We start from the raw sequence: 24,182 nt of genomic DNA, 5'->3' as shown, positions 1-24,182 counted from the left end.
AGGTACTGCACAGGGCTTGAGGCCGGTGCTATCCCTGTGGGAGCTGGCTTGCCGGCGATGGGCCGCAAAGCGGCCCCGTTTATTACTTCTCTTCTGTGGTCACTGCTGGTGCCGGTGGCGGCCGTAGCCCCACCTCGGCAATCAGCTTCAACTGTTGCCCATTGCGCATCACCTCGATGGTGATCTTCTCGTTGGGCTTGATCCGCGCCACCTGATTCATCGACTTGCGCCCGTCACCGGCGGGCTCGCCGTTGATGCTCATGATCACATCACCCAGCTGCAGCCCGGCCTTGGCCGCCGGCCCTTCGCGGAAGATGCCCGCCACCACGATGCCCGGGCGGTCTTTCATGCCGAACGACTCAGCCAGCTCCTGGCTCAGCGGCTGCACTTCGATACCCAGCCAGCCACGGATCACCTGGCCGTGCTCGATGATCGACTTCATCACCTCCAGCGCCAGTTTTACCGGAATGGCGAAGCCGATGCCCTGTGAGCCACCCGACTTGGAGAAGATCGCCGTATTGATGCCGACCAGGTTGCCGCTGGCATCCACCAGCGCACCGCCGGAGTTGCCCGGGTTGATCGCCGCGTCGGTCTGGATGAAGTCTTCATAGTTGTTAAGGCCCAGCTGGTTGCGGCCGGTGGCGCTGATGATGCCCATGGTCACGGTCTGGCCGACCCCGAACGGGTTGCCGATGGCCAGCGACACGTCGCCGATGTGAATGGTGTCGGAGCGGCCGATGGTGATGGCAGGCAGCTTCTTCAGGTCGATCTTCAGCACCGCCAGGTCGGTTTCCGGGTCGCTGCCAATTACCCGGGCCAGGGTCTCGCGGCCGTCTTTCAGGGCCACGACGATCTGGTCGGCGCCGCTGGTGACGTGGTTGTTGGTCAGCAGGTAACCCTCGGGGCTCATGATCACCGCCGAGCCCAGGCTCGACTCCCAGCGCCGCTGCTTGGGCAGGTTGTCGCCGAAGAAACGCCGGAACTGCGGGTCTTCGAACAGCGGGTGGGCGCTCTTGTTCACCACCTTGGTGGTGTACAGGTTGACCACCGCCGGGGCGGCCAGGGTCACGGCATCGGCGTAGGACACCGGGCCCTGCATGATCCGCGTAGTCTGCGGGGCTTGTTGCAGGTTGACGTCCTGGCTGGGCAGGCCGACCCATTGCGGGAAGCGCTGGATGATCAGCATGGCGATCAGTATGCCGGTAAGCAGGGGCCAGCCAAAGTAACGCAAAGCCTTGAACATGAACGAATCCTGGAAAGAGCGAAGGCCGGTGGCCGCGCGGTGGGGCATGAGCGCGCGCGATGATACACCGGTTCCCCCAGTGCCGGCGACGGCCCATAATGGCCGGCATTATACGGGCGTTCCATAGGCGTTGTGCCCGAGAAAAGCGCAGTTTTCGAGGAGATTTGCATGGCCGTCGCTCTAAACACCCTGGTCGAGGAAGCCGAGCGTTACCTGGGCAGCGCGAAGATCCAGGACTATTGCCCCAACGGCCTGCAGGTCGAGGGCCGGCCGCAGGTCAGCCGGATTGTCAGCGGCGTCACCGCCAGCCAGGCGTTGCTGGATGCCGCGGTGGAGGCGGGGGCCGACCTGGTGCTGGTACACCATGGGTATTTCTGGAAAGGCGAAAACCCGTGCGTCACCGGCATCCGCCAGCGCCGCCTGAAGACCTTGCTGAGCAACGATATCAGCCTGCTGGCGTTCCATCTGCCACTGGACGTGCACCCGGAGGTCGGCAACAACGTGCAGCTGGCGCGGCAACTGGACATTACCGTCGAAGGGCCGCTGGACCCAGCGAACCCCAAAGTGGTCGGGCTGGTCGGTTCGCTCGCCGAGCCGATCACCGCGCGTGATTTTGCCCGGCGGGTGCAGGAAGTGCTGGGGCGTGAGCCGTTGCTGGTCGAGGGTGATCAGATGATCCGCCGGGTCGGCTGGTGCACCGGGGGCGGGCAGGGCTACATCGACACCGCGATCGCGGCCGGGGTGGATTTGTACCTGACGGGCGAAGCGTCCGAGCAGACCTATCACAGTGCGCGCGAGAACGGCGTCAGCTTCATTGCTGCCGGGCACCATGCCACCGAACGCTACGGCGTGCAGGCGCTGGGTGATTACCTGGCACGGCGGTTTGCCGTGGAGCACCTGTTCATCGATTGCCCGAATCCGATCTGAGATCGGCGTTGCCTTCTTCGCGGGCGCGCCCGCTCCCACAAGGACTCCACCGTACCTGTGGGAGCGGGCATGCCCGCGAAGAGGCCGGGCCTGCAAGCCCAAACCCCCAGTCATATCGTTAGACTTTTTCGATCTAGCCCGCCTCCTAAATAGAAGCTACCGCTGTGATAAAGTGGCTCGCTCGAACACGGCCCGCAGGCCGTCCATAAGATCGTTTTTCGTGAGTAGCCATGGTCGACAAACTGACGCACTTGAAACAGCTGGAGGCGGAAAGCATCCACATCATCCGCGAGGTGGCCGCCGAGTTCGACAACCCGGTGATGCTGTACTCGATCGGCAAGGATTCCGCCGTGATGCTGCACCTGGCGCGCAAGGCCTTCTTCCCGGGCAAACTGCCGTTCCCGGTGATGCACGTCGACACCCAGTGGAAATTCCAGGAGATGTACAGCTTCCGCGACAAGATGGTCGAGGAAATGGGCCTGGAGCTGATTACCCACGTCAACCCGGAAGGTGTGGCGCAGGGCATCAACCCGTTCACCCATGGCAGCTCCAAGCACACCGACATCATGAAGACCCAGGGCCTGAAGCAGGCGCTGGACAAGCATGGGTTCGACGCCGCCTTCGGTGGCGCGCGCCGTGACGAAGAGAAGTCGCGGGCCAAGGAGCGCGTGTATTCGTTCCGTGACAGCAAGCATCGCTGGGACCCGAAAAACCAGCGCCCCGAGCTGTGGAACGTGTACAACGGCAAGGTCAACAAGGGCGAGTCGATCCGCGTGTTCCCGCTGTCGAACTGGACCGAGCTGGATATCTGGCAGTACATCTACCTCGAAGGCATCCCGATCGTGCCGCTGTACTTCGCCGCCGAGCGTGAAGTCATCGAGAAGAACGGCACCCTGATCATGATCGACGACGAGCGCATCCTCGAGCATCTCAGCGACGAAGAGAAAGCGCGCATCGTCAAGAAGAAGGTGCGTTTCCGTACCCTGGGCTGCTACCCGTTGACGGGTGCGGTCGAGTCGGAAGCCGAGACCCTGACGGACATCATTCAGGAAATGCTCCTGACCCGTACGTCCGAACGCCAGGGCCGTGTCATCGACCACGATGGCGCCGGTTCCATGGAAGACAAGAAACGCCAAGGCTACTTCTAATTTCAGGGTTACTCCATGTCGCACCAATCTGATCTGATCAGCGAGGATATCCTCGCCTACCTGGCCCAGCATGAGCGCAAGGAACTGCTGCGCTTCCTGACCTGCGGCAACGTCGACGATGGCAAGAGCACCCTGATCGGGCGGCTGCTGCACGACTCGAAGATGATCTACGAGGACCACCTCGAGGCCATCACCCGTGATTCGAAAAAGTCCGGTACCACCGGCGAAGAAGTCGACCTGGCGCTGCTGGTAGATGGCCTGCAGGCCGAGCGTGAGCAGGGCATCACCATCGATGTCGCCTACCGCTACTTCTCCACCGCCAAGCGCAAGTTCATCATCGCCGACACCCCGGGCCACGAGCAGTACACCCGCAACATGGCCACCGGTGCCTCCACCTGCGACCTGGCGATCATCCTGGTCGACGCCCGCTACGGCGTGCAGACCCAGACCCGTCGCCACAGCTACATCGCCTCGTTGCTGGGCATCAAGCACATCGTGGTCGCGGTCAACAAGATGGACCTCAAGGGCTTCGACCAGGAAGTCTTCGAGTCGATCAAGGCCGACTACCTGCAGTTCGCCGAAGCCATCAACCTGACCCCGAGCAGCCTGCAGTTCGTGCCGATGTCGGCGCTCAAGGGCGACAACGTGGTCAACCACAGCGAGCGTTCGCCGTGGTATACCGGCCCGACGCTGATGGAAATCCTCGAAACCGTCGAAGTGTCGGCCGACCGCAACTTCACCGACCTGCGTTTCCCGGTGCAGTATGTCAACCGCCCGAACCTGAACTTCCGCGGCTTCGCCGGCACCCTGGCCAGCGGCGTGGTGCACAAGGGCGACGAAATCGTCGTGCTGCCATCGGGCAAGAGCAGCCGTGTCAAATCCATCGTCACCTACGAAGGTGAGCTGGAGAACGCCGGCCCCGGCCAGGCCGTGACACTGACCATGGAAGACGAGATCGACATCTCCCGTGGCGACCTGCTGGTGCATGCCGACAACGTACCGCCGGTGACCGACCAGTTCGACGCCATGCTGGTGTGGATGGCCGAAGAGCCGATGCTGCCTGGCAAGAAGTACGACATCAAGCGTGCTACCAGCTACGTGCCGGGCTCGATTGCCAGCATCACCCACAAGGTGGATGTGAACACCCTGGAGAAGGACGCTGCCAGCGCCCTGCAACTGAACGAGATCGGCCGCGTCAAGGTGTCCCTGGATAGCGCCATCGCCCTGGACGGTTACGACAGCAACCGCACCACCGGCGCGTTCATCGTCATCGACCGCCTGACCAACGGCACCGTCGGCGCCGGCATGATCATCGCCCAGCCCGTCCTGCCGCATGGCAGCACCGGGCAGCATGGCAAGCAGGCCCACGTGTCCACCGAAGAGCGCGCCTTGCGCTTCGGCCAGCAGCCAGCCACCGTGCTGTTCAGCGGCCTGTCCGGCGCTGGCAAGAGCACCCTGGCCTATGCCGTGGAGCGCAAGCTGTTCGACATGGGCCGTGCGGTGTACGTGCTCGATGGTCAGAACCTGCGGCACGACCTGAACAAGGGCCTGCCACAGGACCGCGCCGGCCGTACCGAGAACTGGCGCCGCGCCGCCCATGTGGCGCGCCAGTTCAACGAAGCCGGCCTGCTGACCCTGGCCGCATTCGTGGCCCCGGATGCCGAAGGCCGCGAGCAGGCCAAGGCACTGATCGGCAAGGAGCGCCTGGTGACCGTTTACGTCCAGGCCTCGCCGCTGGCCTGCCGCGAGCGTGACCCGCAAGGCCTGTACGCTGCCGCTGGCGACAACATCCCGGGCGAAAGCTTCCCGTTCGATGTGCCGCTGGATGCGGACCTGGTGATCGACACCCAGTCCACCAGCGTGGACGAAGGCGTGAAGCAGGTGCTGGACGTGCTGCGTCAGCGTGGCGCGATCTAAGCGCTGGCCCGCAATTAAAAAACCCGCTTCGGCGGGTTTTTTTTGTTGTGCGCCAGGCATGGCGCGTTGCGCGTAAGCGCAACCTGCTTGGCTGTGGTGGCCGAGCGGGTGACTTGGAGGTGAAAGTCCTCTACACACCCGGCAAGGGGAAGTGTTAGCCGGAGGCAAGGGTGTCGCGGGCGACTGCGAATCTGAAGGAAGCCCGAGGCAAAATGCTGGCCTGACGAACAGGAAGCGGATCAGGCGGCACAGCGGGGTCAGGCGGCAACAATCGCCAAAGCCCAATACTTGCACGGAGCGCTGTGACGTAAATCCGACAGGCATAAGCAGGAAGGTCGCGCGAATTACCCTGGGAGATCTGTACGCTTGCCATAGTGCTACCGAGCGTCGAGAGGCGACGGGATGAGCGTGCAGAAGTCAGCCGAAGCCGTAGTAAGTGGCGGTTAACCGCGTCACCAAGGGCCGAACAGGTTATGCCGCCAGTAGGCGTCACTGTCTCGTTGGTAGCCGTAATGCAGAAATTTCCTACAACGGAATCTGTCACTCCGAATCCCGGCCAGAAGCCGAGGGTGATGCCTGACAGTGCAAAGGTGCCGGCGGCGTCAGCGACGTGGACGAACGCAGAGCCGGACACGCTGATGGAGCGGGTGCTTGCACCGGCCAACCTCAGGCGTGCGTATCAACGCGTGGTTAGCAACAAGGGGGCTCCGGGTGCTGATGGCATGACGGTCGCTGACTTGGCGGGCTACGTGAAACAGTATTGGCCAACCCTCAAGGCCAGGTTGCTGGCCGGTGAATACCATCCCCATGCAGTGCGAGCGGTTGAAATTCCCAAGCCGCAGGGCGGCACACGGCAACTGGGAATCCCCACCGTCGTGGATCGCCTGATCCAGCAAGCACTGCAGCAGCAGCTCACACTTATCTTCGACCCACTGTTCTCGGACTACAGCTATGGTTTTCGTCCGGGCAGAAGTACGCATCAAGCCATCGAGATGGCTCGTGCTCATGTGACAGCGGGACACCGCTGGTGCGTGGAAATCGATCTGGAGAAGTTCTTCGATCGAGTCAACCACGACATCCTGATGGCCTGTATCGAGCGCCGGGTCAAAGATAAGTGCGTACTCAGGCTTATCCGCCGCTACCTTGAAGCGGGAGTCATGTCAGGCGGTGTCGTCAGCCCACGGCAGGAGGGGACGCCGCAAGGCGGCCCGCTCTCGCCGCTGCTGTCGAATATCCTGCTCGACGAACTTGACCGCGAACTGGAACGGCGGGGTCACCGCTTCGTGCGCTATGCCGATGACGCGAACATTTTATGTACGCAGCCCTCGGGCTGGCGAACGGGTACTGGCCAGTGTCGAACGCTTCCTGAATCAACGTTTGAAACTGACGGTGAATCAGAAGAAGAGTCGAGTCGCGAGAGCCTGGAAGTGTGACTACTTGGGCTATGGGATGAGCTGGCATCAGCAGCCAAGGCTGCGGGTGGCAACGACGAGCCTGGGTCGCCTGCGCGACCGGCTCGCAGAGCTGCTACGCGGTGCACGGGGTCGCAAGATGACGAATACCATCGAGCGGATAAACCCTGTCCTGCGAGGCTGGGCGGGTTACTTCAAGCTTAGCCAGAGCAAACGGCCACTTGAGGAACGGGATGGCTGGATCAGGCACAAACTCCGCTGTGCCATCTGGCGCCAATGGAAGCAGCCCTCTACGAGGGCGCGCAACCTGATGCGTCTGGGCTTGAGCGAAGAGCGTGCCTGTAAATCGGTCTGTAACGGCCGAGGCCCGTGGTGGAACTCGGGGGCGCCACATATGAATCAGGCGCTGCCGAAGAAGCTATGGGATCGACTCGGACTGGTCTCGATACTGGATACGATCAACCGGCTTAGCCGCATAGCTTGAACCGCCGTGTACGGAACCGTACGCACGGTGGTGTGAGAGGACGGCGGGTGTGAGCCCGCCTCCTACTCGATTCTCGTTTCCACGGGACCGCGGGTGCCGTTCAGATATGTTTTTCAGACACTGGAATTACGCGCCGCTCCTTCACCGCCTTGTAGGAAAAACTCGAATAAATCTCCTTCACCCCCGGCAAGCGTTGCAGCACCTCGCGGGTGAATTCCCCGAACGACTCCAGGTCGCGCGCAAGAATTTCCAGCAGAAAATCATAGCGCCCCGAGATGTTGTGGCAGGCCACGATCTCGGGAATTTCCATCAGCCGTTGCTCGAACGCCAACGCCATGTCCTTGGTGTGCGAATCCATCATGATGCTGACGAAAGCGGTCACGCCAAACCCCAGCGATTTGGGCGAGAGGATGGCCTGGTAGCCAGTGATGTAGCCGTTGTCTTCCAGCAGCTTGACCCGCCGCCAGCAGGGCGAGGTGGTCAGCGCCACCTGGTCGGCCAGCTCGGCGACGGTAAGGCGGGCGTTGTCCTGCAGCGCGGCAAGCAGCGCGCGGTCGGTGCGGTCGAGAGTCGAAGGCATGTCTTGCCCTCCAGGTTTGGTTTTTGTTGTTTTTGTTCCAGCATCTACCCGAACGCATGGGCCAATTTGGAAAAAAACGGGCAGGCCAGTGGCATAAGCTTATAGCAAACCACAAGAGGCTGTTGCCATGCGCGACTCCCACAATAAAACCGGTTTTTCTACACGCGCCATTCACCACGGTTACGATCCCCTGTCTCACGGTGGCGCCCTGGTCCCGCCGGTATACCAGACGGCTACCTATGCCTTTCCCAGCGTTGAATACGGCGCCGCCTGCTTTGCCGGGGAGCAGGCGGGGCATTTCTACAGCCGCATATCCAACCCTACCCTGGCCTTGCTGGAGCAGCGCATGGCCTCGCTGGAGGGCGGGGAAGCGGGCCTGGCGCTGGCGTCGGGCATGGGGGCCATTACTTCGACGATCTGGACGCTGTTGCGGCCGGGCGACGAGTTGATTGTCGGCCTGACGTTGTATGGCTGCACCTTCGCGTTCCTGCACCATGGCATCGGTGAGTTCGGGGTGAAGATTCGCCATGTCGACCTTAACGATGCGCAGGCCTTGAAAGCGGCCATCAACGGCAAGACGCGGATGATCTACTTCGAAACACCCGCCAATCCCAACATGCAGATGGTGGATATCGCGGCGGTTGCCGACGCCGCGCGAGGGCATGACTTGTCTGTGGTCGTCGACAACACCTATTGCACGCCTTACCTGCAGCGGCCATTGGAACTGGGTGCTGACCTGGTGGTGCACTCGGCCACGAAATATCTGAGCGGCCACGGCGATATCACTGCGGGCCTGGTGGTGGGGCGCAAGGACCTGGTTGACCGGATTCGCCTGGAAGGACTGAAGGACATGACCGGCGCGGTGCTGTCACCGCACGACGCGGCGCTGCTGATGCGCGGGATGAAGACCCTGGCCCTGCGCATGGACCGGCATTGCGAAAATGCCATGCAGGTCGCGCAGTTCCTGGCCCGGCAGCCACAGGTTGAGCTGATCCATTACCCAGGGTTGACGTCGTTCCCGCAGTACTTGTTGGCCCAGCGGCAGATGCGCTTGCCCGGCGGGATGATTGCCTTCGAGCTCAAGGGGGGTATAGAGGCGGGGCGACGCTTCATGAATGCCCTGCAACTGTTTGCCCGGGCGGTGAGCCTGGGGGACGCGGAGTCACTGGCGCAGCACCCGGCGAGCATGACCCATTCCAGCTACACCGCCGAGGAGCGGGCGCAGCATGGCATTTCGGAAGGGCTGGTGCGGTTGTCGGTGGGGCTGGAGGATGTCGAGGACTTGCTGGCGGATGTCGAGCAGGCGTTGCAAGCCTGCAAATAGGTTGCCTGGGCCGGCACAGTAAACCTACAAAAAAGGCCTCTCGCGAGGCCTTTTCATGTTTGGCGGATTAGCGTTTGAGCCCGTAGCTCTCGTCGAGCATGCCCGGCGAGTTCGGCGCTTTTGGTGCATAGTCGCGCGGCACTTCGGCAGTGTCCTTCGGCGGCGTCAGGCGATCACGCGGGCCTTGCGCGCCTTCGGAGTGCAGTGCGGCCAGCAGGCGCTGGCGAGTGACGTCATCGAGGGCCAGGCTGTTGGCGCCTTCGGCCAGGTGATCCTGGACATCCTGGTAGCTCTGGGTCAGTTTCTTGACCAGCATGGCGGTGCTGTTGAAGTGGGTAACCACTTCGTTCTGGTAGCTGTCGAAGCGCTTCTGCATTTCATCCAGCTGACGCTGAGTGCTGCTTGGCGCGGCATTGGGCAGCAGGCGGGCCACGACGAAACCAACCACCACACCAATGACCAGGGCCAAGGTCGGCAACAACCAAACAAGGAGCGAGAGTTCCACGAGTCCTTCCTCTATAAACGGCTTTGCTTTACGTTAACGGCTCAGACCTGCGCTGTATACCGCGAGCGATCGCAAATCAGAACAGAATTCCTCACCTAGACGAATCGACCCTTCACCAGGTCACGGAGTAGTGCCTTGCTTGTCCGCGAAACCCCCTTGTTCATCGATGGCCCCTGCGGCCAGCTGGAAGCCTTGTACCTGGACGTGCCCGAAGCCCGCGGCGCGGTGCTGATCTGCCATCCCAACCCGGTCCAGGGCGGCACCATGCTCAACAAGGTGGTCTCGACCCTGCAACGCACCGCCCGCGATGCCGGCTATGTCACCTTGCGCTTCAACTACCGTGGCGTCGGCCAGAGCGCTGGCAGCCATGACATGGGCGCGGGTGAGGTGGCCGATGCCGAGGCTGCGGCAGCCTGGCTGCGTGAACAGCATCCGCACCTGCCACTGGTGCTGATGGGCTTCTCGTTCGGCGGTTTTGTCGCCACCAGCCTGGCCGGCCGCCTGGAAACCGACGGCGTGACGCTGCAGCGGCTGTTCATGATCGCCCCGGCGGTGATGCGCCTGACCGCGCAATTCCCGCTGCCGCAGCGCTGCCCGATCACCGTGGTGCAGCCGGACGCCGACGAAGTCGTCGATCCGCAGCTGGTTTACCAGTGGTCCGACAGCCTGTCGCGCCCCCATGAGCTGCTGAAAGTGGCAGAATGCGGACACTTCTTCCATGGCAAGCTGACCGATCTGAAGGATCTGCTGCTGCCGCGCCTTTCGAACTGAGCCAAGCCTGAATAAGCGAACACCCATGACCACGCGCATTCTTACCGGTATCACCACCACCGGCACTCCGCACCTGGGCAACTACGCCGGCGCCATCCGCCCGGCGATTCGTGCCAGCCAGCAGCCCGGTGTCGATTCGTTCTACTTCCTGGCCGACTACCACGCCCTGATCAAGTGCGACGACCCGCTGCGTATCCAGCGCTCGCGCCTGGAAATCGCCGCCACCTGGCTGGCCGGTGGCCTCGACCCGGACAAGGTGACCTTCTACCGTCAGTCCGACATCCCGGAAATCCCCGAGCTGACCTGGCTGCTGACCTGCGTGGCGGCTAAAGGCCTGCTCAACCGTGCGCATGCCTACAAGGCCTCGGTGGACAAGAACGTCGAAGCGGGCGAAGACGCCGATGCCGGCGTGACCATGGGCCTGTTCAGCTACCCGGTGCTGATGGCTGCAGACATCCTGATGTTCAACGCCAACCAGGTGCCGGTCGGCCGTGACCAGATCCAGCACGTGGAAATGGCCCGCGACATCGGTCAGCGCTTCAACCACCTGTTCGGCCAGGGCAGCGACTTCTTCGCCCTGCCGGAGGCGGTCATCGAGGAAAGCGTGGCGACTCTGCCGGGCCTGGACGGTCGCAAGATGTCCAAGAGCTACGACAACACCATCCCGCTGTTCACCAGCGCCAAGGACATGAAAGACGCCATCTCGCGCATCGTCACCGACTCGCGGGCGCCAGGCGAGGCGAAAGACCCGGACAACTCGCACCTGTTCACCCTGTTCCAGGCGTTCTCGACGCCGGTGCAATGCGCCGAGTTCCGCGACGAGCTGCTGCAGGGCCTGGGCTGGGGCGATGCCAAGCAGCGCCTGTTCCAGCTGCTGGACGGCCAGTTGGCTGAAAAGCGCGAGTATTACCACCAGCTGATCGCCCGCCCGGCCGACCTGGAAGACATCCTGCTGGCTGGCGCGGCCAAGGCCCGGAAGATCGCCACCCCGTTCCTCGAGCAACTGCGCGAGGCCGTTGGCCTGCGTTCGTTCCGCAGCAGCGTGCAGGCCAGCACCGAAGTGAAGAAAAAAGCCGCCAAGAGCGCGCGTTTCGTCAGCTTCCGTGACGAGGACGGCAGCTTCCGCTTCCGCCTGCTGGCCGCTGATGGCGAGCAATTGCTGCTGTCGCGCAGCTTCGCCGACGGCAAGAGCGCCGGCGCTGTCAGCAAGCAGCTGCAGCAGGGTGGCGAGGCCGATGTACGCGTCGAAGGCCTGGGCTTCGGCCTGTGGCTGAATGGCGAGCAGGTTGCCGACGGGCCGCAGTTCGACAGCGCTGAAGCCCGCGATTCGGCTATCGAAAGCCTGCGTGTAGCGCTTCAGCCACAACAAGACTGAGGCATTTCGCCGCAAGTCGCATTGCCATTAGGCGGGCCTGTCGCTACAGTGACGGCCCGTTTTTTGTTGCCTCGCTAACGAATTATGACTCCCTTAGAACGCTATCAAGCAGATCTGAAACGTCCCGACTTCTTCCATGACGCGGCGCAGGAAACTGCGGTGCGTCACCTGCAGCGCCTGTACGACGACCTGGTACACGCGCAGAACAACAAGCCGGGCATGTTCGGCAAGCTGTTCGGCAAGAAGGAGCAGACCCCGGTCAAGGGCCTGTACTTCTGGGGTGGGGTAGGGCGAGGCAAGACCTACCTGGTCGATACCTTCTACGAGGCGCTGCCGTTCAAGCAGAAGATGCGCACGCACTTCCACCGCTTCATGAAGCGTGTGCACGAGGAAATGAAAACCCTCAAGGGCGAGAAGAACCCGCTGACCATCATCGCCAAGCGCTTCAGCGATGAAGCCAGGGTGATCTGCTTCGACGAATTCTTCGTCTCGGACATTACCGACGCGATGATCCTCGGCACCTTGATGGAAGAGCTGTTCAAGAACGGCGTATCGCTGGTGGCCACCTCCAACATCGTGCCGGACGGTCTGTACAAGGACGGCCTGCAGCGTGCGCGCTTCCTGCCGGCCATTGCCATGATCAAGCAGTACACCGACGTGGTGAACGTGGACAGCGGCGTCGACTACCGCCTGCGTCACCTGGAGCAGGCCGAACTGTTCCACTACCCGCTCAACGACGCGGCGCACCAGAGCATGCGCGCCAGCTTCAAGGCGCTGACCCCTGAGTGCACCCAGGCGGTCGAGAACGATGTGCTGATGATCGAGAACCGCCCGATCAATGCCCTGCGTACCTGCGACGATGTCGCCTGGTTCGACTTCCGCGCCCTGTGCGACGGCCCGCGCAGCCAGAACGACTACATCGAGCTGGGCAAGATCTTCCATGCCGTGCTGCTGAGCAATGTGGAGCAGATGGGCGTGGCCACCGACGACATCGCCCGCCGGTTCATCAACATGGTGGACGAGTTCTACGACCGCAACGTCAAGCTGATCATCTCGGCCGAGGTCGAGCTGAAGGACCTGTATACCGGTGGCCGCCTGAGCTTCGAATTCCAGCGGACCCTGAGCCGGTTGCTGGAGATGCAGTCGCACGAATTCCTGTCGCGCGCTCACAAACCGTAAGAAAGCCGGGGCCGCTCTGCGGCCCATCGCTTGTGGGAGCCGCGCTTGCCGGCGATGGGCTGCGAAGCAGCCCCGAGGTCCTCAAGCCTCTTGCATGAACTGCTGCCGATACTGGTTCGGTGACAGCTCGGTATGCTGGCGGAACAGCCGTGCAAAGAAACTCGCATCGTCATAGCCGACCTCATAGCTGATGGTCTTGATGCTCTTGCGCGTGCTCGACAACAACCCCTTGGCCGTCTCGATCCGCAGCCGCTGCAGGTAGTGCAGCGGCTTGTCACCGGTTGCCCCCTGGAAGCGACGCATGAAGTTGCGGATGCTCATGCCGTGGTTGCGGGCCACGTCCTCGAAGCGGAACTTGTCGGCGAAGTGCTCTTCCAGCCAGTGCTGGATCTGCAGGATGATCAGGTCCTGGTGCAACTTCTGGCCACCAAAGCCCATGCGCCCCGGGGTGTAGTTGCGCTGCACTTCGTAGAGGATGTCGCGGGACACCGCGCGGGCCACGTTGGCGCCACAGAACCGTTCGATCAGGTAGATGTACAGGTCGCAGGCCGAGGTGGCGCCACCGGCACAATAGATATTGTCAGCGTCGGTCAGGTGCTTGTCCTGATTCAGCCGGATCTTCGGAAACCGTTCGGCAAAGGTGGTGAAAAAGCGCCAGTAGGTGGTCGCCTCCTTGCCGTCCAGCAGGCCCGATTCGGCCAGCCAGAACACGCCACTGGCTTCGGCGCACAGCACCGCGCCACGCGCATGCTGCTGGCGCAACCAGGGCAGCACCTGTGGATAACGTTGCAGCAGGTTGTCGAAGTCGTCCCAGTAGGCCGGGAGGATGATCACATCGGCGTCGTCCAGGCCGCCGTCAACCGGTAGCTGGACATTGCTGAAACTGTCCACGGGCTGGCCGTCGGGGCTCACCAGGCGGATCTCGAACATGGGGTCGAGGCCCAGGCCCAGCTGTTTGCTGTAGCGCAGGCTGGCGAGGTGGAAGAAGTCCTTGGCCTGCATCAAGGTCGAAGCGAACACCTTGTCAATGGCCAGGATGCTGACGCGCCGCAGCGACGCGGGGGGTTGGGTAAACATCATTGTCATTGTTCTTATAGGGTAGAGTGGTCAATCACCGGCTGGATCGTCTTATTTTTTGGCGATTGTGTCTAGCCCAAGCAACAGAGGGGCTGCTGTGCAGCCCATCGCCGGCAAGCCAGCTCCCACAGGTACAGCGCAGGCCTCAGGTTCGATGCCATCCTGCGGGAGCTGGCTTGCCGGCGATCGGGCCTCAAAGCGGCCCCTTTACGCTCAAGGCGCAGGGTTCGGCTGCTCCTGATGAATCGCCTCGATCGCCGCCAGCAGCTCGTCGCTCAGGTTCAGCTCAGCGCTGGCCAGGTTGCTCTCCAGCTGCTCCAGGCTGGTCGCTCCAATGATGTTGCTGGTCACGAACGGCTGCCGGGTGACGAACGCCAAAGCCATCTGCGCAGGGTCCAGGCCGTGCTCGCGGGCCAGCTGCACGTAGCGGCTGCAGGCTGCCACGGTCTGCGGGTTGGAATAGCGGGCAAAGCGGCTGAACAGGGTCAGGCGTGCGTGCTCAGGCCGTGCGCCATTCTCGTACTTGCCCGACAGCATGCCGAAGGCCAGCGGGGAATAGGCCAGCAGGCCGCACTGCTCGCGGATGGCCACTTCTGCCAGGCCCACCTCGAAGCTGCGGTTGAGCAGGTTGTACGGGTTCTGGATCGACACCGCCCGCGGCCAGCCACGGCTCTCGGCCAGCTGCAGGAACTTCATGGTGCCCCACGGCGTTTCGTTGGACAGGCCGATGTGGCGGATCTTGCCCGCGCGCACCTGCTCGTCGAGCACTTCGAGGGTTTCTTCCAGTGGGGTGAAATGGTCCTGTGGCAGGTGCTGGTAGCCCAGCTTGCCGAAGAAGTTGGTGTTGCGTTCCGGCCAGTGCAGCTGGTACAGGTCGATGCGGTCGGTCTGCAGGCGCTCCAGGCTGGCATCCAGCGCCGCGACGATGTGCTGGCGGTTGTGCTTGAGCTGGCCGTCGCGGATGTGGCTGATGCCGTTGCCGGGGCCGGCGACCTTGCTGGCCAGCACCCAGTCGTCGCGGTCACGGTTTTCGCGGAACCAGTTGCCGATGATGCGTTCGGTGGCTGCATAGGTTTCCGGGCGGGGCGGCACCGGGTACATCTCTGCGGTGTCGATGAAGTTGACCCCGGCGGCCTTGGCCCGGGCAATCTGCGTGAAGGCATCGGCCTGGACGTTCTGCTCGCCCCAGGTCATGGTGCCCAGGCACAGGGCGCTGACGGTGAGGTCGGTACGGCCGAGCTGGCGGTATTCCATCGGTTGGACACTCCTTGGCAATGGAAGCTCATCAAAGCAGGTTGAAATTTTTCGCGCAATCTGGATAATCCACCCCCTCTCCGCGTGGCGGAAGTGATGCACCACCGCGCAGGAAGAACCCCGTCGAACATTGGCGTGCCCGACCCGAGCCCCCAAAAGCGTCTGTGTTCGGCTGCGCGCTTGCCCTTGGCAAGCTGTGCACTATCCAGTAAGATTCGCCGTCTATTTTTCGCTGGGCGGCCTCTGAGGCTTTAGAGAATGAAAACTTTTACTGCTAAACCGGAAACAGTAAAGCGCGAGTGGTTCGTAGTCGACGCCGCTGGCCAGACCCTGGGTCGTCTGGCTACCGAAATCGCTAGCCGTCTGCGTGGCAAACACAAACCAGAATACACTCCTCACGTTGACACCGGCGACTACATCGTCGTCATCAACGCCGAGCAGGTTCGTGTGACTGGTGCCAAGTCTTCCGACAAAATGTACTACTCCCACTCCGGTTTCCCAGGTGGCATCAAGGAAATCAACTTCGAGAAGTTGATCGCCAAGGCCCCTGAGCGTGTTATCGAAACCGCGGTCAAAGGCATGCTGCCGAAGAACCCGCTGGGTCGCGACATGTACCGTAAGCTGAAAGTGTACGCGGGTGCAGCTCACCCACACACTGCTCAGCAGCCTCAAGAACTGAAGATCTAACGGGAAAGTTCATTATGTCGGCGACTCAAAATTACGGCACTGGCCGTCGCAAGACCGCAACCGCTCGCGTATTCCTGCGTCCGGGTACTGGTAACATTTCCATCAACAACCGTTCTCTGGACGTGTTCTTCGGTCGCGAAACCGCTCGCATGGTTGTTCGTCAGCCGCTCGAGCTGACCGAAACCGTTGAGAAGTTCGACATCTACGTCACCGTTTCCGGTGGTGGTGTCAGCGGTCAAGCCGGTGCGATCCGTCACGGTATCACCCGCGCTCTGATGGAATACGACGAAACCCTGCGTGGCGCTCTGCGTCGTGCTGGCTACGTCACCCGCGACGCTCGTGAAGTCGAGCGTAAGAAAGTGGGTCTGCGTAAAGCGCGTAAGCGTCCTCAGTACTCCAAGCGTTAATATCGCTTCGGCAGTCGAGAAAAGCCCGGTTCCTTGGAACCGGGCTTTTTTTTTGCCTTGAACTAACCTGTCAGCATGTCGGTGACCGTTTGTCGCATAGACGCAGATCAAGCAAAGCGCTGGTAGGGGCCCTCGCCGGGGTATTCACCTTGTCAGTGTGTGGTTTTGTTTCTTACCATGACGACCAAAATTTAGCGCCACTGACACAACCTAAGTACAGGTCTGGTGCAACAGGCCAAGCAAGCTGATGGGAGAGGACTGAATGAGCAATGACGGCGTCAACGCAGGCCGGCGCCGCTTCCTCGTAGCCGCGACATCCGTGGTCGGGGCAGCGGGAGCAGTGGGGGCTGCGGTACCGTTCGTGGGGTCATGGTTTCCCAGTGCCAAGGCGAAAGCCGCAGGTGCACCGGTGAAGGTCAATATTGCCAAGGTCGAGGCCGGGCAGCAGATGGTGGCCGAGTGGCGTGGCCAGCCCGTGTTCATCGTACGGCGAACGGAGGAAATCCTCGGCAACCTCAAGAAAATCACCGGCGAACTTTCTGATCCCGAGTCCAAGGCTTCGGTGCAGCCGACCTATGTCGACCCGGAGGTTCGCTCGATCAAGCCGGAAATCCTCATTCTCGTCGGCCTGTGCACGCATTTGGGCTGCTCGCCCACCTTCCGCCCGGAAGTCGCGCCTGCCGACCTTGGACCGAAGTGGGTGGGGGGCTACTTCTGCCCGTGCCACGGTTCCCACTATGACCTGGCTGGGCGTGTCTACAAGTCGCAGCCAGCGCCTCTCAACCTGCCAGTGCCACCGCACTCTTACGAGTCGGACGATGTCATCGTCATCGGCGTCGATCAGGAGAACGCATGATGAGCAAGTTCATGGACTGGATTGATGCTCGCTTCCCCGCCACCAAGATGTGGGAAGACCATCTGAGCAAGTATTACGCGCCCAAGAACTTCAACTTCCTGTACTTCTTTGGCTCCCTGGCGCTGCTGGTGCTGGTCAACCAGATCGTCACCGGGGTGTGGCTGACCATGAGTTTCACGCCCTCGGCGGAGGAGGCGTTCGCCTCGGTCGAGTACATCATGCGGGACGTCGAGTACGGCTGGATCCTGCGCTACCTGCACTCCACGGGGGCGTCGGCGTTCTTCATCGTGGTCTACCTGCACATGTTCCGCGGCCTGCTGTACGGCTCCTACCAGAAGCCACGCGAGCTGGTCTGGCTGTTCGGTATGCTGATCTACCTGGCACTGATGGCCGAGGCATTCATGGGCTATCTGCTGCCGTGGGGGCAGATGTCTTACTGGGGTGCCCAGGTGATCATCTCGCTGTTCGGTGCCATTCCGGTGATCGGTGATGACCTGACCCAGTGGATTCGCGGCGACTACCTGATCTCGGGCATCACCCTTAACCGCTTCTTCGCCCTGCATGTGGTTGCCCTGCCAATCGTGATTCTCGGTCTGGTGGTGCTGCACATCCTCGCGCTGCACGAAGTGGGCTCGAACAACCCCGATGGTGTGGACATCAAGAAGAAAAAGGACGAAAACGGCATCCCTCTGGACGGTATTCCGTTCCACCCGTATTACACGGTCAAGGACATTGTCGGTGTGGTGGTGTTCCTGTTCGTGTTCTGCGCCGTGGTGTTCTTCTTCCCGGAAATGGGCGGCTATTTCCTGGAAAAACCGAACTTCGAGCAAGCCAACGCCTTCAAGACACCGGAGCACATCGCGCCTGTGTGGTACTTCACGCCGTTCTACGCGATCCTGCGTGCTGTGCCTGACAAGTTGATGGGCGTTATCGCCATGGGTGCGGCCATCGCCGTACTGTTCGTTTTGCCCTGGCTCGACCGCAGCCCGGTGCGCTCCATGCGTTACAAGGGCTGGATCAGCAAGACCTTCCTGCTGGTGTTCTGTGTGGCCTTCGTCATCCTCGGCGTGCTGGGCGTACTGGCGCCGACACCTGGGCGCACCTTGCTGTCGCAGGTGTGCACGGTGTTGTACTTCGCCTACTTCCTGTTGATGCCGTTCTACACAAGGCTCGAGAAGACCAAACCGGTTCCGGAAAGGGTGACTGGCTGATGAAAAAGTTGATTGCAGTATTTTTGCTGGCAGTGATGCCTGCCTTTTCCTTTGCTGCCGAACATGGCCTGGAGCTGGACAAGGCCGATATCGACCTGACCGACAAGGCCGCCATGCAGGACGGTGCGCGTACCTTTGCCAACTATTGCATGGGTTGCCACAGTGCCAAGTTCCAGCGCTACGAGCGGGTGGCCGATGACCTGGGGATCCCTCACGAGCTGATGCTCGAGAAACTGGTGTTCACCGGTGCCAAGATTGGTGATCACATGCAGATCGGCATGAAGCCCAGCGACGCCAAGACCTGGTTTGGTGCTGCGCCACCTGACCTGACCCTGGTGGCACGGGTGCGCGGTACCGACTGGCTGTACACATACCTGCGCAGCTTCTACGCGGACCCGTCGCGGCCTTATGGGGTGAACAACAAGGTGTTCCCTAACGTCGGCATGCCCAACGTGCTGGTCGGCCTGCAGGGTAACCAGGTGGTTGGCTGCAAGCAGGTGCAGACCGTGGTCGATGGCAAGAAGCAATTCGACCCACTGACCGGCAGCCCATTGACCCATGAGGCCTGCGACCAGCTGACCATCACGCCGAATTCCGGTACTCTGACGACCGAGCAGTTCGACGAGAAGGTCAAGAACCTGGTGACCTTCCTGGCCTATTCGGCCAACCCGGTAAAACTGGAAAGCCAGCGCATTGGTACCTACGTGTTGCTGTACCTGGCTTTCTTCTTCGTATTCGCCTATTTGCTCAAGCGGGAATACTGGAAGGACGTGCACTGATCACGCAGTAGTTTCTGGTTGTTGAACGCGCCCGCGGGGCCCTGGCAAAACTGCCAGGGCCCCGCGGGCGCGTTTTCATTTACAGTTTCACGAGCATCCCGTGCGAGGAGGCGTTACATGGGCGCGACCAACCGGTTAGCCTGCTATTCCGATCCCGCTGATCATTATTCTCATCGGGTACGCCTCGTTCTGGCCGAGAAAGGTGTCAGTGTGCAGGTCATCGATGTCGACCCTGCGCGCATGCCGCCCAAGCTGGCTGAAGTGAACCCTTATGGCAGCGTTCCGACCTTGGTCGATCGCGACCTGGCGTTGTATGAGTCGACCGTGGTGATGGAGTACCTCGACGAGCGTTACCCGCACCCGCCGCTGATGCCTGTTTACCCCGTGGCGCGGGGCAATACGCGTTTGCTGATGCACCGCATCCAGCGCGACTGGTGTGCCTTGGCAGATACCGTGCTCGACCCTCGCAGCAGCGAGCCCGCGCGTGCCGAGGCACGCAAGGCCTTGCGCGAGAGCCTTACCGGGGTCTCGCCGCTGTTCAATGAGTTCGCCTGCTTCATGAGCGACGAGCAAAGCCTGGTCGATTGTTGTCTACTGCCCATCCTCTGGCGTTTGCCGGTAATGGCTATCGAATTGCCGCGGCCGGCCAAGCCGCTGCTGGATTACATGGAGCGGCAGTTTGCCCGCGAGCCTTTCGAGGCCAGCCTGTCCTCCGTAGAACGTGAAATGCGCAAGCTTTAAGGAGCCCGTTGATGAACTCCAGTCGCCCCTATCTGGTTAAAGCACTGTACGAGTGGATCGTCGACAACGATTGCACGCCCCATATGCTGGTCAATGCCGAATACCCCAAGGTGCAGGTGCCGGACGGTTTCGCCAGTGATGGCCAGATCGTCCTGAATATCTCGCCCAGCGCCGTGCGCAGCCTGCACATGGACAACGACGCCGTCAGCTTCGAGGGCCGCTTCGGTGGCGTGGCTCACTCGCTGTTCGTGCCGGTGTCCGCGATTCTGGGTATTTATGCCCGCGAGAATGGCCAAGGCATGGTCTTCGAGCTCGAGCCGTCGCTGATGGAAGGTGACGATGACCTGGAAGACGATGCTGTTCAGCCAGATGACGATGGCCCGCCAGAAGGTGGCGGTCAGCCGCCGCGCCCGAGTGGCCGGCCAAGCCTGAAGGTGGTCAAGTAACAAAAAAAGGCGATCCAACCGGATCGCCTTTTTCTTTGCTGCACGTTCAGGGTTACAGGTCGCTGATGGTGCGTACCTGGTCCTTGTTGATGCGGGTGCGCTTGCCGTCGAGTTGCTGGAACTCGTAGAAGCCGGTGGCACGCTCGTACTTAGGGGCGTCGACAGCCTGGATTTCACGCCCATCGTTGAGAATGATCAGGCTTGGGGTGGAGCAGCCGGCCAGTGTGGCGAAGGCGCCAGACAGCAGGGCAGGCAGCAGAAGCTTTCTCATGCGGTGTTTCCTGGATTTCTGAAAAGAGAGGCTGAGCAATCAGTCGATGTACTCGAACAGCTTGACGATCTTCTGCACGCCCGACACACCCTGCACCACGGCGGTGGCCGAGTTGGCCTCTTGCTGGGTCACCAGGCCGAGCAGGTAGACGATACCGTTCTCGGTGATCACCTTGATGCGCGAGCTGGGCACGGCATTGTCGGTCAGCATCTGGGTCTTGATCTTGGTGGTCAGCCAGGCGTCGTTGTTGCGTGCCAGGATGGAGGAGGGCTGCATCACCTGCAGCTCGTTGTGCACTTTCTTGACCCGTTGTACCTGGCCGGCGGTCTGCTCGGCGAGGCTCTTGAGCTCGGCGCGAGGGGTTTGCCCGGCCAGCAGCACGATACCGTTGTAGCTGCTGACGACGATGTGCGAGCCCTTGTCCAGGTCGGGGTTGGCCTTGGCGATGTTGACCGCAGCCTTGGTCTCGATCAGCGAATCGTCGATCTTGCTGCCGATGGTGCGCGTACCGCGATCATCGTCGATCGGCGAATTGCGGGTAGAGGTGAGTACCGAGCTGCAACCGGTGACGCTCAGGCAAAGGGTCAAGGCCATCAGGCCGAGGCGCATAGGGGTCATTCTTCACTCCCGAACAGTTGGCTGTCGATCAGATCGCACAGGCAGTGGATCGCCAGCAGGTGGACTTCCTGGATGCGCGCGGTAACGGTCGAAGGCACGCGGATTTCCACGTCCTCGGGCAGCAGTAGCGAAGCCATGCCGCCGCCGTCGCGACCCGTCAATGCTACGACAATCATTTCGCGGTCATGTGCGGCCTGGATCGCCTGGATCACGTTGGCCGAGTTGCCGCTGGTGGAGATCGCCAGCAGTACGTCGCCGGGTTGGCCCAGCGCGCGAATCTGCTTGGAAAAGACTTCGTTGTAGCTGTAGTCGTTGGCGATCGAGGTCAGGGTCGAGCTGTCTGTGGTCAGCGCGATGGCCGGCAGGCTCGGGCGTTCGCGCTCGAAGCGGTTGAGCAGCTCCGACGAAAAGTGCTGCGCATCGCCGGCCGAGCCGCCGTTGCCGCAGGCGAGCATCTTGCCCTCGTTGAGCAGCGCATTGACCATGACCAGGCTGGCCTGCTCGATGTGCGGTGCCAGGATGTCCATTGCCTGTTGCTTGGTATCGATGCTGGCCTGGAACAGCCGGCGGATTCGGGATTGCATGTCCATCTGGTGACCTTAAAGGGGGCGGTGGCCGGTGCGGCGCGCAACAACGACCAGCCCGCGATACATAGAGCAAAAAAAACGAAGTGGGTTCAGCATTCGAAGGCGTTTTTCAGCCATTGAAGCGGTCTGCCTGCATGGTGGCTGCCCTGCAAGGCGACTACGTCGAAGCGGCAGGGGTGGTTGCCCCAATGGGGCTCCTTCTGCAGGAAAAGGCTGGCGGCGAGCACCAGCCTTTTCTGCTTGCGCCCGTCGATACTGTCGAGGGCGCCACCGAAGGCCGCGTGCAACCGGTAGCGGACTTCGACAAATACTACTGTATCGGCGTCGAGCATGACCAGATCAAGCTCACCGCCTTTGCATCGCCAGTTGCGTGCCAGCAGCTGCAGGCCGTGCCCCTGAAGGTACTCAAGGGCCTGGGTCTCTGCTGCCTGCCCGGCGCTGGTCGGCGATGCTGCTGCCATCAGCGCGGGGTGTCAGGCAGGCGCTTGACCTGGCCGCCGGCGAACTCGGCCCAGGGCAGCTGGCGCTCGACGCGCTGGTTGGGGTTGATGCTCAAGCTGCCCGACAGGCCCAAAATGCGGTTGTCCGGCAGTGCTTTCAGCTGGCCCAGGCGTGGCGCCAGGCTGTAGGCATCGACACCCATGGCGTACAGGCGGCCCAGGCTGCCGGCGGCCTGTGGCCACTGCTGCACGACCTGCTGGCGCAGGCTGTTGCTGGTGTCGAGCAGCCACGGCGTTTCGCAGAAGCGGATACCGTTCATGTCGTTGTACTGGTTCACGTCACCGCTGGCGCTGTACAGGTTCGAGGTGGCGTAGACCGGCACGTCACCGGCGTACTGGAAGTTCAAGGTCGGCTTGATCTGCTGCGCCTGTTGCGGGGTCGAGGCGAGGAAGATGAAGTCGATATCCTGGCGGCGCGATGGTTGTGCGGAAATGCTGCCGCCGACCGTGCTTTGCAGGCTTTTGGCTCGGCCTTCGCTCTGGCGCAGCTGGAACAGATCGGCGATCTGCTGGGCCAGGGCAACGGGTTGGGCGATGCGCTGGGCGGCGAGCAGGGTGCCGCCATTACCTTCCCAGTCCTGGCGGAAGGCGGCCAGCACGCGGTCACCCCATTCGCCGCTCGGCACCAGGGCTACCGCGCGAACCATGCCGTCGGCGCGGGCGCGGCGGGATACCTCGCGGGCCTCGTCTTCGGCAGCCAGGCCGAACTGGAACAGCTGCGGCGGGGCTTTCTGCCCAGCGTCAGCGTAGTTCAGTGCCAGGGTGGTGATCGGCAGTTGCGGTTTGGCGGCCAGTTGCTTCACCAGTGGTTTTTCCAGTGGGCCAATGACCAGTTGCACGCCAGCGGCCTGGGCCTGGCGATAGAAGTCGTCGAGCGAGCCGATGCGCGAGCTGTCGAACAACTGCACCGCAGGTGCTGCCTGGCCGGCTTGCTGGGCCTGGAAGTGGGCGGCCATGAAGCCGTCACGCAAGGCGCGGGCAACCCCGGCCAGCGGGCCTTCCTGAGGCAGTAGCAGGGCGATTTTGGTCAGCGGCTGGCTGGCCAGTTCCTTGAGCTTGGTCAGGGCTGTCGGCAGTTGCTTGGCGGCAGGGTGGTCCGGGTGCTGTTTCACCCAGTCCTCGATAGCCGCCTGCTGCTGTTCCAGGGTGCCGGCACTTTTCACGGCGAAGGCCAGGCTGGTCCAGCCAGCCAGGGTCTGGTCGTTGCCAGGTTGCTGCAGTTGCTCTGCCGGCAGCGAGGCGACCAGGGCCCAGATGGCGTCGTTGTTGGCGCTGGCGGCCTGGCCGCTGAGCAGCGGGCCCAGCAGCATGCGCTGTTGCGCGGCAGGCAGCGCCTGGCCGTCGGCTTCGAGGGCGGCGGCGTGCACGCTGTAGGTACGCACTTGCTGCGCTTCAGGCAGCTCGGCAACGCGCTGCAGGCTGGGGTGGGCCAGGGCAGTCAAGGCTGCCTTGGGCTGGTTGCGGCTCATGGCCAGCTCGGCCGCCAGGGTGCTGGCGAACACTTGCTGGGCCGGCTTGAGCGTGTCCATCGGGACCTGCTCGAGGATGCGCGCGGCGCGCGGGAAGTCCTTCTGCTTGTAGGCCAGGTCGGCCGCGCTCAGGCGCAGCAGCGCAGCGTCTTCTGCAGACTTGCTGGAAGCAGCCTTTTCCAGCAACTGCTCGATGCTGGCGTCCGGGGTGCGCGGCAGTTCGCCCAGGCTGGATGAGGGCGAGCTGGCGCAGGCCGCCAGCAAGGCAGCGAGGCAGAGGGCTGTAAGCAGCCGCAGGCAAGCGATCATGTAAAGGTCCTGTTACTCGATCAAGTTGGCCGGCAATTGTACCCAAGCACTGGCCGGGGCGCGATGTTGCTGTGTCGATCCTTCACTATAGGTGGCCTGGCGCCG

Annotated in this window: 24 protein-coding genes and 1 pseudogene; 15 read left to right on the top strand and 10 right to left on the bottom strand. The window is 62.1% G+C overall.

Annotated features, from left to right (window positions below; translation table 11 throughout):
- Positions 1 to 82: 82 nt before the first annotated feature.
- Positions 83 to 1,243 carry a Do family serine endopeptidase AlgW gene (algW, locus tag AC5O5R_RS22800; protein ID WP_172229686.1) on the bottom strand — a complete coding sequence of 387 codons (1,161 nt, stop codon included), beginning with the start codon at positions 1,241 to 1,243 and terminating at the stop codon, positions 83 to 85.
- A 168-nt stretch (positions 1,244 to 1,411) separates the two neighbouring features.
- On the opposite strand from algW, the gene AC5O5R_RS22795 reads away from it, so the two are divergent.
- The 4 genes and pseudogenes from AC5O5R_RS22795 to ltrA all read left to right on the top strand — a co-directional run bounded on the left by AC5O5R_RS22795 (position 1,412) and on the right by ltrA (position 7,131).
- The gene (locus tag AC5O5R_RS22795) at positions 1,412 to 2,170 is read left to right on the top strand and encodes a Nif3-like dinuclear metal center hexameric protein (protein WP_172229707.1); all 759 of its coding nucleotides are present in this window, start codon (positions 1,412 to 1,414) and stop codon (positions 2,168 to 2,170) included.
- Between the two features lie 230 nt (positions 2,171 to 2,400).
- Positions 2,401 to 3,318, top strand: coding sequence for a sulfate adenylyltransferase subunit CysD (cysD, locus tag AC5O5R_RS22790; RefSeq protein ID WP_056801777.1), 918 nt, complete (start codon positions 2,401 to 2,403; stop codon positions 3,316 to 3,318).
- A 15-nt stretch (positions 3,319 to 3,333) separates the two neighbouring features.
- Positions 3,334 to 5,235, top strand: a complete 1,902-nt coding sequence (gene cysN, locus AC5O5R_RS22785) for a sulfate adenylyltransferase subunit CysN (RefSeq protein ID WP_172229710.1) — start codon at positions 3,334 to 3,336, stop codon at positions 5,233 to 5,235.
- Between the two features lie 473 nt (positions 5,236 to 5,708).
- Positions 5,709 to 7,131 (top strand): annotated as a pseudogene (ltrA, locus tag AC5O5R_RS22780) (group II intron reverse transcriptase/maturase).
- A gap of 100 nt (positions 7,132 to 7,231) precedes the next feature.
- Here the strand turns inward: ltrA and AC5O5R_RS22775 are convergent.
- Positions 7,232 to 7,711, bottom strand: a complete 480-nt coding sequence (locus AC5O5R_RS22775) for an Lrp/AsnC family transcriptional regulator (RefSeq protein WP_025340567.1) — start codon at positions 7,709 to 7,711, stop codon at positions 7,232 to 7,234.
- A gap of 127 nt (positions 7,712 to 7,838) precedes the next feature.
- Here AC5O5R_RS22775 and AC5O5R_RS22770 point away from each other — a divergent pair, with 127 nt between their 5' ends.
- The gene (locus tag AC5O5R_RS22770; protein WP_172229063.1) at positions 7,839 to 9,035 is read left to right on the top strand and encodes a methionine gamma-lyase; all 1,197 of its coding nucleotides are present in this window, start codon (positions 7,839 to 7,841) and stop codon (positions 9,033 to 9,035) included.
- Between the two features lie 67 nt (positions 9,036 to 9,102).
- Here the strand turns inward: AC5O5R_RS22770 and AC5O5R_RS22765 are convergent, their stop codons facing one another.
- Entirely contained in the window at positions 9,103 to 9,540 is a 438-nt protein-coding gene (locus AC5O5R_RS22765; protein ID WP_172229061.1) for a Z-ring associated ZapG family protein, read from the bottom strand.
- Positions 9,541 to 9,675: 135 nt separating this feature from the next.
- Between AC5O5R_RS22765 and AC5O5R_RS22760 the strand changes: the two genes are divergently transcribed.
- The 3 genes from AC5O5R_RS22760 to zapE all read left to right on the top strand — a co-directional run bounded on the left by AC5O5R_RS22760 (position 9,676) and on the right by zapE (position 12,865).
- Positions 9,676 to 10,311, top strand: coding sequence for an alpha/beta hydrolase (locus AC5O5R_RS22760; RefSeq protein ID WP_172229059.1), 636 nt, complete (start codon positions 9,676 to 9,678; stop codon positions 10,309 to 10,311).
- 25 nt (positions 10,312 to 10,336) lie between these two features.
- A complete protein-coding gene (locus tag AC5O5R_RS22755; RefSeq protein ID WP_172229057.1) occupies positions 10,337 to 11,686 on the top strand; it encodes a tryptophan--tRNA ligase in 1,350 nt (449 codons plus the stop codon).
- A gap of 84 nt (positions 11,687 to 11,770) precedes the next feature.
- Positions 11,771 to 12,865, top strand: a complete 1,095-nt coding sequence (zapE, locus tag AC5O5R_RS22750) for a cell division protein ZapE (protein ID WP_172229055.1) — start codon at positions 11,771 to 11,773, stop codon at positions 12,863 to 12,865.
- A gap of 81 nt (positions 12,866 to 12,946) precedes the next feature.
- Here zapE and AC5O5R_RS22745 read toward each other — a convergent pair whose 3' ends face one another.
- The gene (locus tag AC5O5R_RS22745; protein ID WP_172229065.1) at positions 12,947 to 13,867 is read right to left on the bottom strand and encodes a GlxA family transcriptional regulator; all 921 of its coding nucleotides are present in this window, start codon (positions 13,865 to 13,867) and stop codon (positions 12,947 to 12,949) included.
- A gap of 288 nt (positions 13,868 to 14,155) precedes the next feature.
- On the bottom strand, positions 14,156 to 15,196 hold the full coding sequence (locus AC5O5R_RS22740) for an NADP(H)-dependent aldo-keto reductase (RefSeq protein WP_172229053.1): 1,041 nt from the start codon (positions 15,194 to 15,196) through the stop codon (positions 14,156 to 14,158).
- 258 nt (positions 15,197 to 15,454) lie between these two features.
- Between AC5O5R_RS22740 and rplM the strand changes: the two genes are divergently transcribed.
- From rplM to AC5O5R_RS22705, 7 genes are all read left to right on the top strand, one after another.
- A complete protein-coding gene (rplM, locus tag AC5O5R_RS22735; protein ID WP_003260798.1) occupies positions 15,455 to 15,883 on the top strand; it encodes a 50S ribosomal protein L13 in 429 nt (142 codons plus the stop codon).
- A 14-nt stretch (positions 15,884 to 15,897) separates the two neighbouring features.
- On the top strand, positions 15,898 to 16,290 hold the full coding sequence (rpsI, locus tag AC5O5R_RS22730) for a 30S ribosomal protein S9 (RefSeq protein WP_003260797.1): 393 nt from the start codon (positions 15,898 to 15,900) through the stop codon (positions 16,288 to 16,290).
- Between the two features lie 262 nt (positions 16,291 to 16,552).
- Entirely contained in the window at positions 16,553 to 17,146 is a 594-nt protein-coding gene (gene petA, locus AC5O5R_RS22725; RefSeq protein ID WP_172287389.1) for a ubiquinol-cytochrome c reductase iron-sulfur subunit, read from the top strand.
- A complete protein-coding gene (locus AC5O5R_RS22720; RefSeq protein ID WP_172230771.1) occupies positions 17,146 to 18,357 on the top strand; it encodes a cytochrome b in 1,212 nt (403 codons plus the stop codon). Before petA ends, AC5O5R_RS22720 begins: the two co-directional genes overlap by 1 nt.
- The gene (locus AC5O5R_RS22715; RefSeq protein ID WP_172230768.1) at positions 18,357 to 19,136 is read left to right on the top strand and encodes a cytochrome c1; all 780 of its coding nucleotides are present in this window, start codon (positions 18,357 to 18,359) and stop codon (positions 19,134 to 19,136) included. The genes AC5O5R_RS22720 and AC5O5R_RS22715 overlap by 1 nt, the downstream gene beginning before the upstream one ends.
- A gap of 117 nt (positions 19,137 to 19,253) precedes the next feature.
- Positions 19,254 to 19,877, top strand: coding sequence for a glutathione S-transferase N-terminal domain-containing protein (locus AC5O5R_RS22710; protein ID WP_172230765.1), 624 nt, complete (start codon positions 19,254 to 19,256; stop codon positions 19,875 to 19,877).
- Between the two features lie 11 nt (positions 19,878 to 19,888).
- Positions 19,889 to 20,323, top strand: coding sequence for a ClpXP protease specificity-enhancing factor (locus AC5O5R_RS22705; RefSeq protein ID WP_172230762.1), 435 nt, complete (start codon positions 19,889 to 19,891; stop codon positions 20,321 to 20,323).
- Positions 20,324 to 20,375: 52 nt separating this feature from the next.
- On the opposite strand, the gene AC5O5R_RS22700 is transcribed toward AC5O5R_RS22705, so the two are convergent.
- The 5 genes from AC5O5R_RS22700 to AC5O5R_RS22680 all read right to left on the bottom strand — a co-directional run bounded on the left by AC5O5R_RS22700 (position 20,376) and on the right by AC5O5R_RS22680 (position 24,077).
- Positions 20,376 to 20,594, bottom strand: coding sequence for a YgdI/YgdR family lipoprotein (locus tag AC5O5R_RS22700; RefSeq protein WP_172230759.1), 219 nt, complete (start codon positions 20,592 to 20,594; stop codon positions 20,376 to 20,378).
- A gap of 39 nt (positions 20,595 to 20,633) precedes the next feature.
- Positions 20,634 to 21,212, bottom strand: coding sequence for a BON domain-containing protein (locus AC5O5R_RS22695; RefSeq protein WP_172230756.1), 579 nt, complete (start codon positions 21,210 to 21,212; stop codon positions 20,634 to 20,636).
- The gene (locus AC5O5R_RS22690) at positions 21,209 to 21,802 is read right to left on the bottom strand and encodes a phosphoheptose isomerase (RefSeq protein ID WP_012274070.1); all 594 of its coding nucleotides are present in this window, start codon (positions 21,800 to 21,802) and stop codon (positions 21,209 to 21,211) included. The genes AC5O5R_RS22695 and AC5O5R_RS22690 overlap by 4 nt, the downstream gene beginning before the upstream one ends.
- 86 nt (positions 21,803 to 21,888) lie before the next feature.
- On the bottom strand, positions 21,889 to 22,260 hold the full coding sequence (locus AC5O5R_RS22685) for a YraN family protein (RefSeq protein WP_172230753.1): 372 nt from the start codon (positions 22,258 to 22,260) through the stop codon (positions 21,889 to 21,891).
- Positions 22,260 to 24,077, bottom strand: a complete 1,818-nt coding sequence (locus AC5O5R_RS22680; protein ID WP_172287069.1) for a penicillin-binding protein activator — start codon at positions 24,075 to 24,077, stop codon at positions 22,260 to 22,262. The genes AC5O5R_RS22685 and AC5O5R_RS22680 overlap by 1 nt, the downstream gene beginning before the upstream one ends.
- Positions 24,078 to 24,182 lie beyond the last annotated feature (105 nt).

Source organism: Pseudomonas sp. 8_5_2 (assembly GCF_059295255.1).
The sequence above is the reverse complement of the archived record's forward strand: the minus strand, read 5'-3'. Positions and strand labels throughout refer to the sequence as shown.

Excerpts from the sequence above, each read along its gene's own strand:
- AC5O5R_RS22680 (WP_172287069.1), bottom strand. The coding sequence starts at position 24,077 with ATGATCGCTTGCCTGCGGCTGCTTACAGCCCTCTGCCTCGCTGCCTTG.
- AC5O5R_RS22685 (WP_172230753.1), bottom strand. The coding sequence starts at position 22,260 with ATGGCAGCAGCATCGCCGACCAGCGCCGGGCAGGCAGCAGAGACCCAG.
- AC5O5R_RS22695 (WP_172230756.1), bottom strand. The coding sequence starts at position 21,212 with ATGACCCCTATGCGCCTCGGCCTGATGGCCTTGACCCTTTGCCTGAGC.
- AC5O5R_RS22715 (WP_172230768.1), top strand. The coding sequence starts at position 18,357 with ATGAAAAAGTTGATTGCAGTATTTTTGCTGGCAGTGATGCCTGCCTTT.
- AC5O5R_RS22770 (WP_172229063.1), top strand. The coding sequence starts at position 7,839 with ATGCGCGACTCCCACAATAAAACCGGTTTTTCTACACGCGCCATTCAC.
- algW (WP_172229686.1), bottom strand. The coding sequence starts at position 1,243 with ATGTTCAAGGCTTTGCGTTACTTTGGCTGGCCCCTGCTTACCGGCATA.
- AC5O5R_RS22795 (WP_172229707.1), top strand. The coding sequence starts at position 1,412 with ATGGCCGTCGCTCTAAACACCCTGGTCGAGGAAGCCGAGCGTTACCTG.
- AC5O5R_RS22720 (WP_172230771.1), top strand. The coding sequence starts at position 17,146 with ATGAGCAAGTTCATGGACTGGATTGATGCTCGCTTCCCCGCCACCAAG.
- AC5O5R_RS22700 (WP_172230759.1), bottom strand. The coding sequence starts at position 20,594 with ATGAGAAAGCTTCTGCTGCCTGCCCTGCTGTCTGGCGCCTTCGCCACA.
- AC5O5R_RS22775 (WP_025340567.1), bottom strand. The coding sequence starts at position 7,711 with ATGCCTTCGACTCTCGACCGCACCGACCGCGCGCTGCTTGCCGCGCTG.
- rpsI (WP_003260797.1), top strand. The coding sequence starts at position 15,898 with ATGTCGGCGACTCAAAATTACGGCACTGGCCGTCGCAAGACCGCAACC.
- AC5O5R_RS22740 (WP_172229053.1), bottom strand. The coding sequence starts at position 15,196 with ATGGAATACCGCCAGCTCGGCCGTACCGACCTCACCGTCAGCGCCCTG.
- cysN (WP_172229710.1), top strand. The coding sequence starts at position 3,334 with ATGTCGCACCAATCTGATCTGATCAGCGAGGATATCCTCGCCTACCTG.
- zapE (WP_172229055.1), top strand. The coding sequence starts at position 11,771 with ATGACTCCCTTAGAACGCTATCAAGCAGATCTGAAACGTCCCGACTTC.
- rplM (WP_003260798.1), top strand. The coding sequence starts at position 15,455 with ATGAAAACTTTTACTGCTAAACCGGAAACAGTAAAGCGCGAGTGGTTC.
- AC5O5R_RS22745 (WP_172229065.1), bottom strand. The coding sequence starts at position 13,867 with ATGCAGGCCAAGGACTTCTTCCACCTCGCCAGCCTGCGCTACAGCAAA.
- AC5O5R_RS22755 (WP_172229057.1), top strand. The coding sequence starts at position 10,337 with ATGACCACGCGCATTCTTACCGGTATCACCACCACCGGCACTCCGCAC.
- AC5O5R_RS22705 (WP_172230762.1), top strand. The coding sequence starts at position 19,889 with ATGAACTCCAGTCGCCCCTATCTGGTTAAAGCACTGTACGAGTGGATC.
- AC5O5R_RS22710 (WP_172230765.1), top strand. The coding sequence starts at position 19,254 with ATGGGCGCGACCAACCGGTTAGCCTGCTATTCCGATCCCGCTGATCAT.
- AC5O5R_RS22690 (WP_012274070.1), bottom strand. The coding sequence starts at position 21,802 with ATGGACATGCAATCCCGAATCCGCCGGCTGTTCCAGGCCAGCATCGAT.
- cysD (WP_056801777.1), top strand. The coding sequence starts at position 2,401 with ATGGTCGACAAACTGACGCACTTGAAACAGCTGGAGGCGGAAAGCATC.
- petA (WP_172287389.1), top strand. The coding sequence starts at position 16,553 with ATGAGCAATGACGGCGTCAACGCAGGCCGGCGCCGCTTCCTCGTAGCC.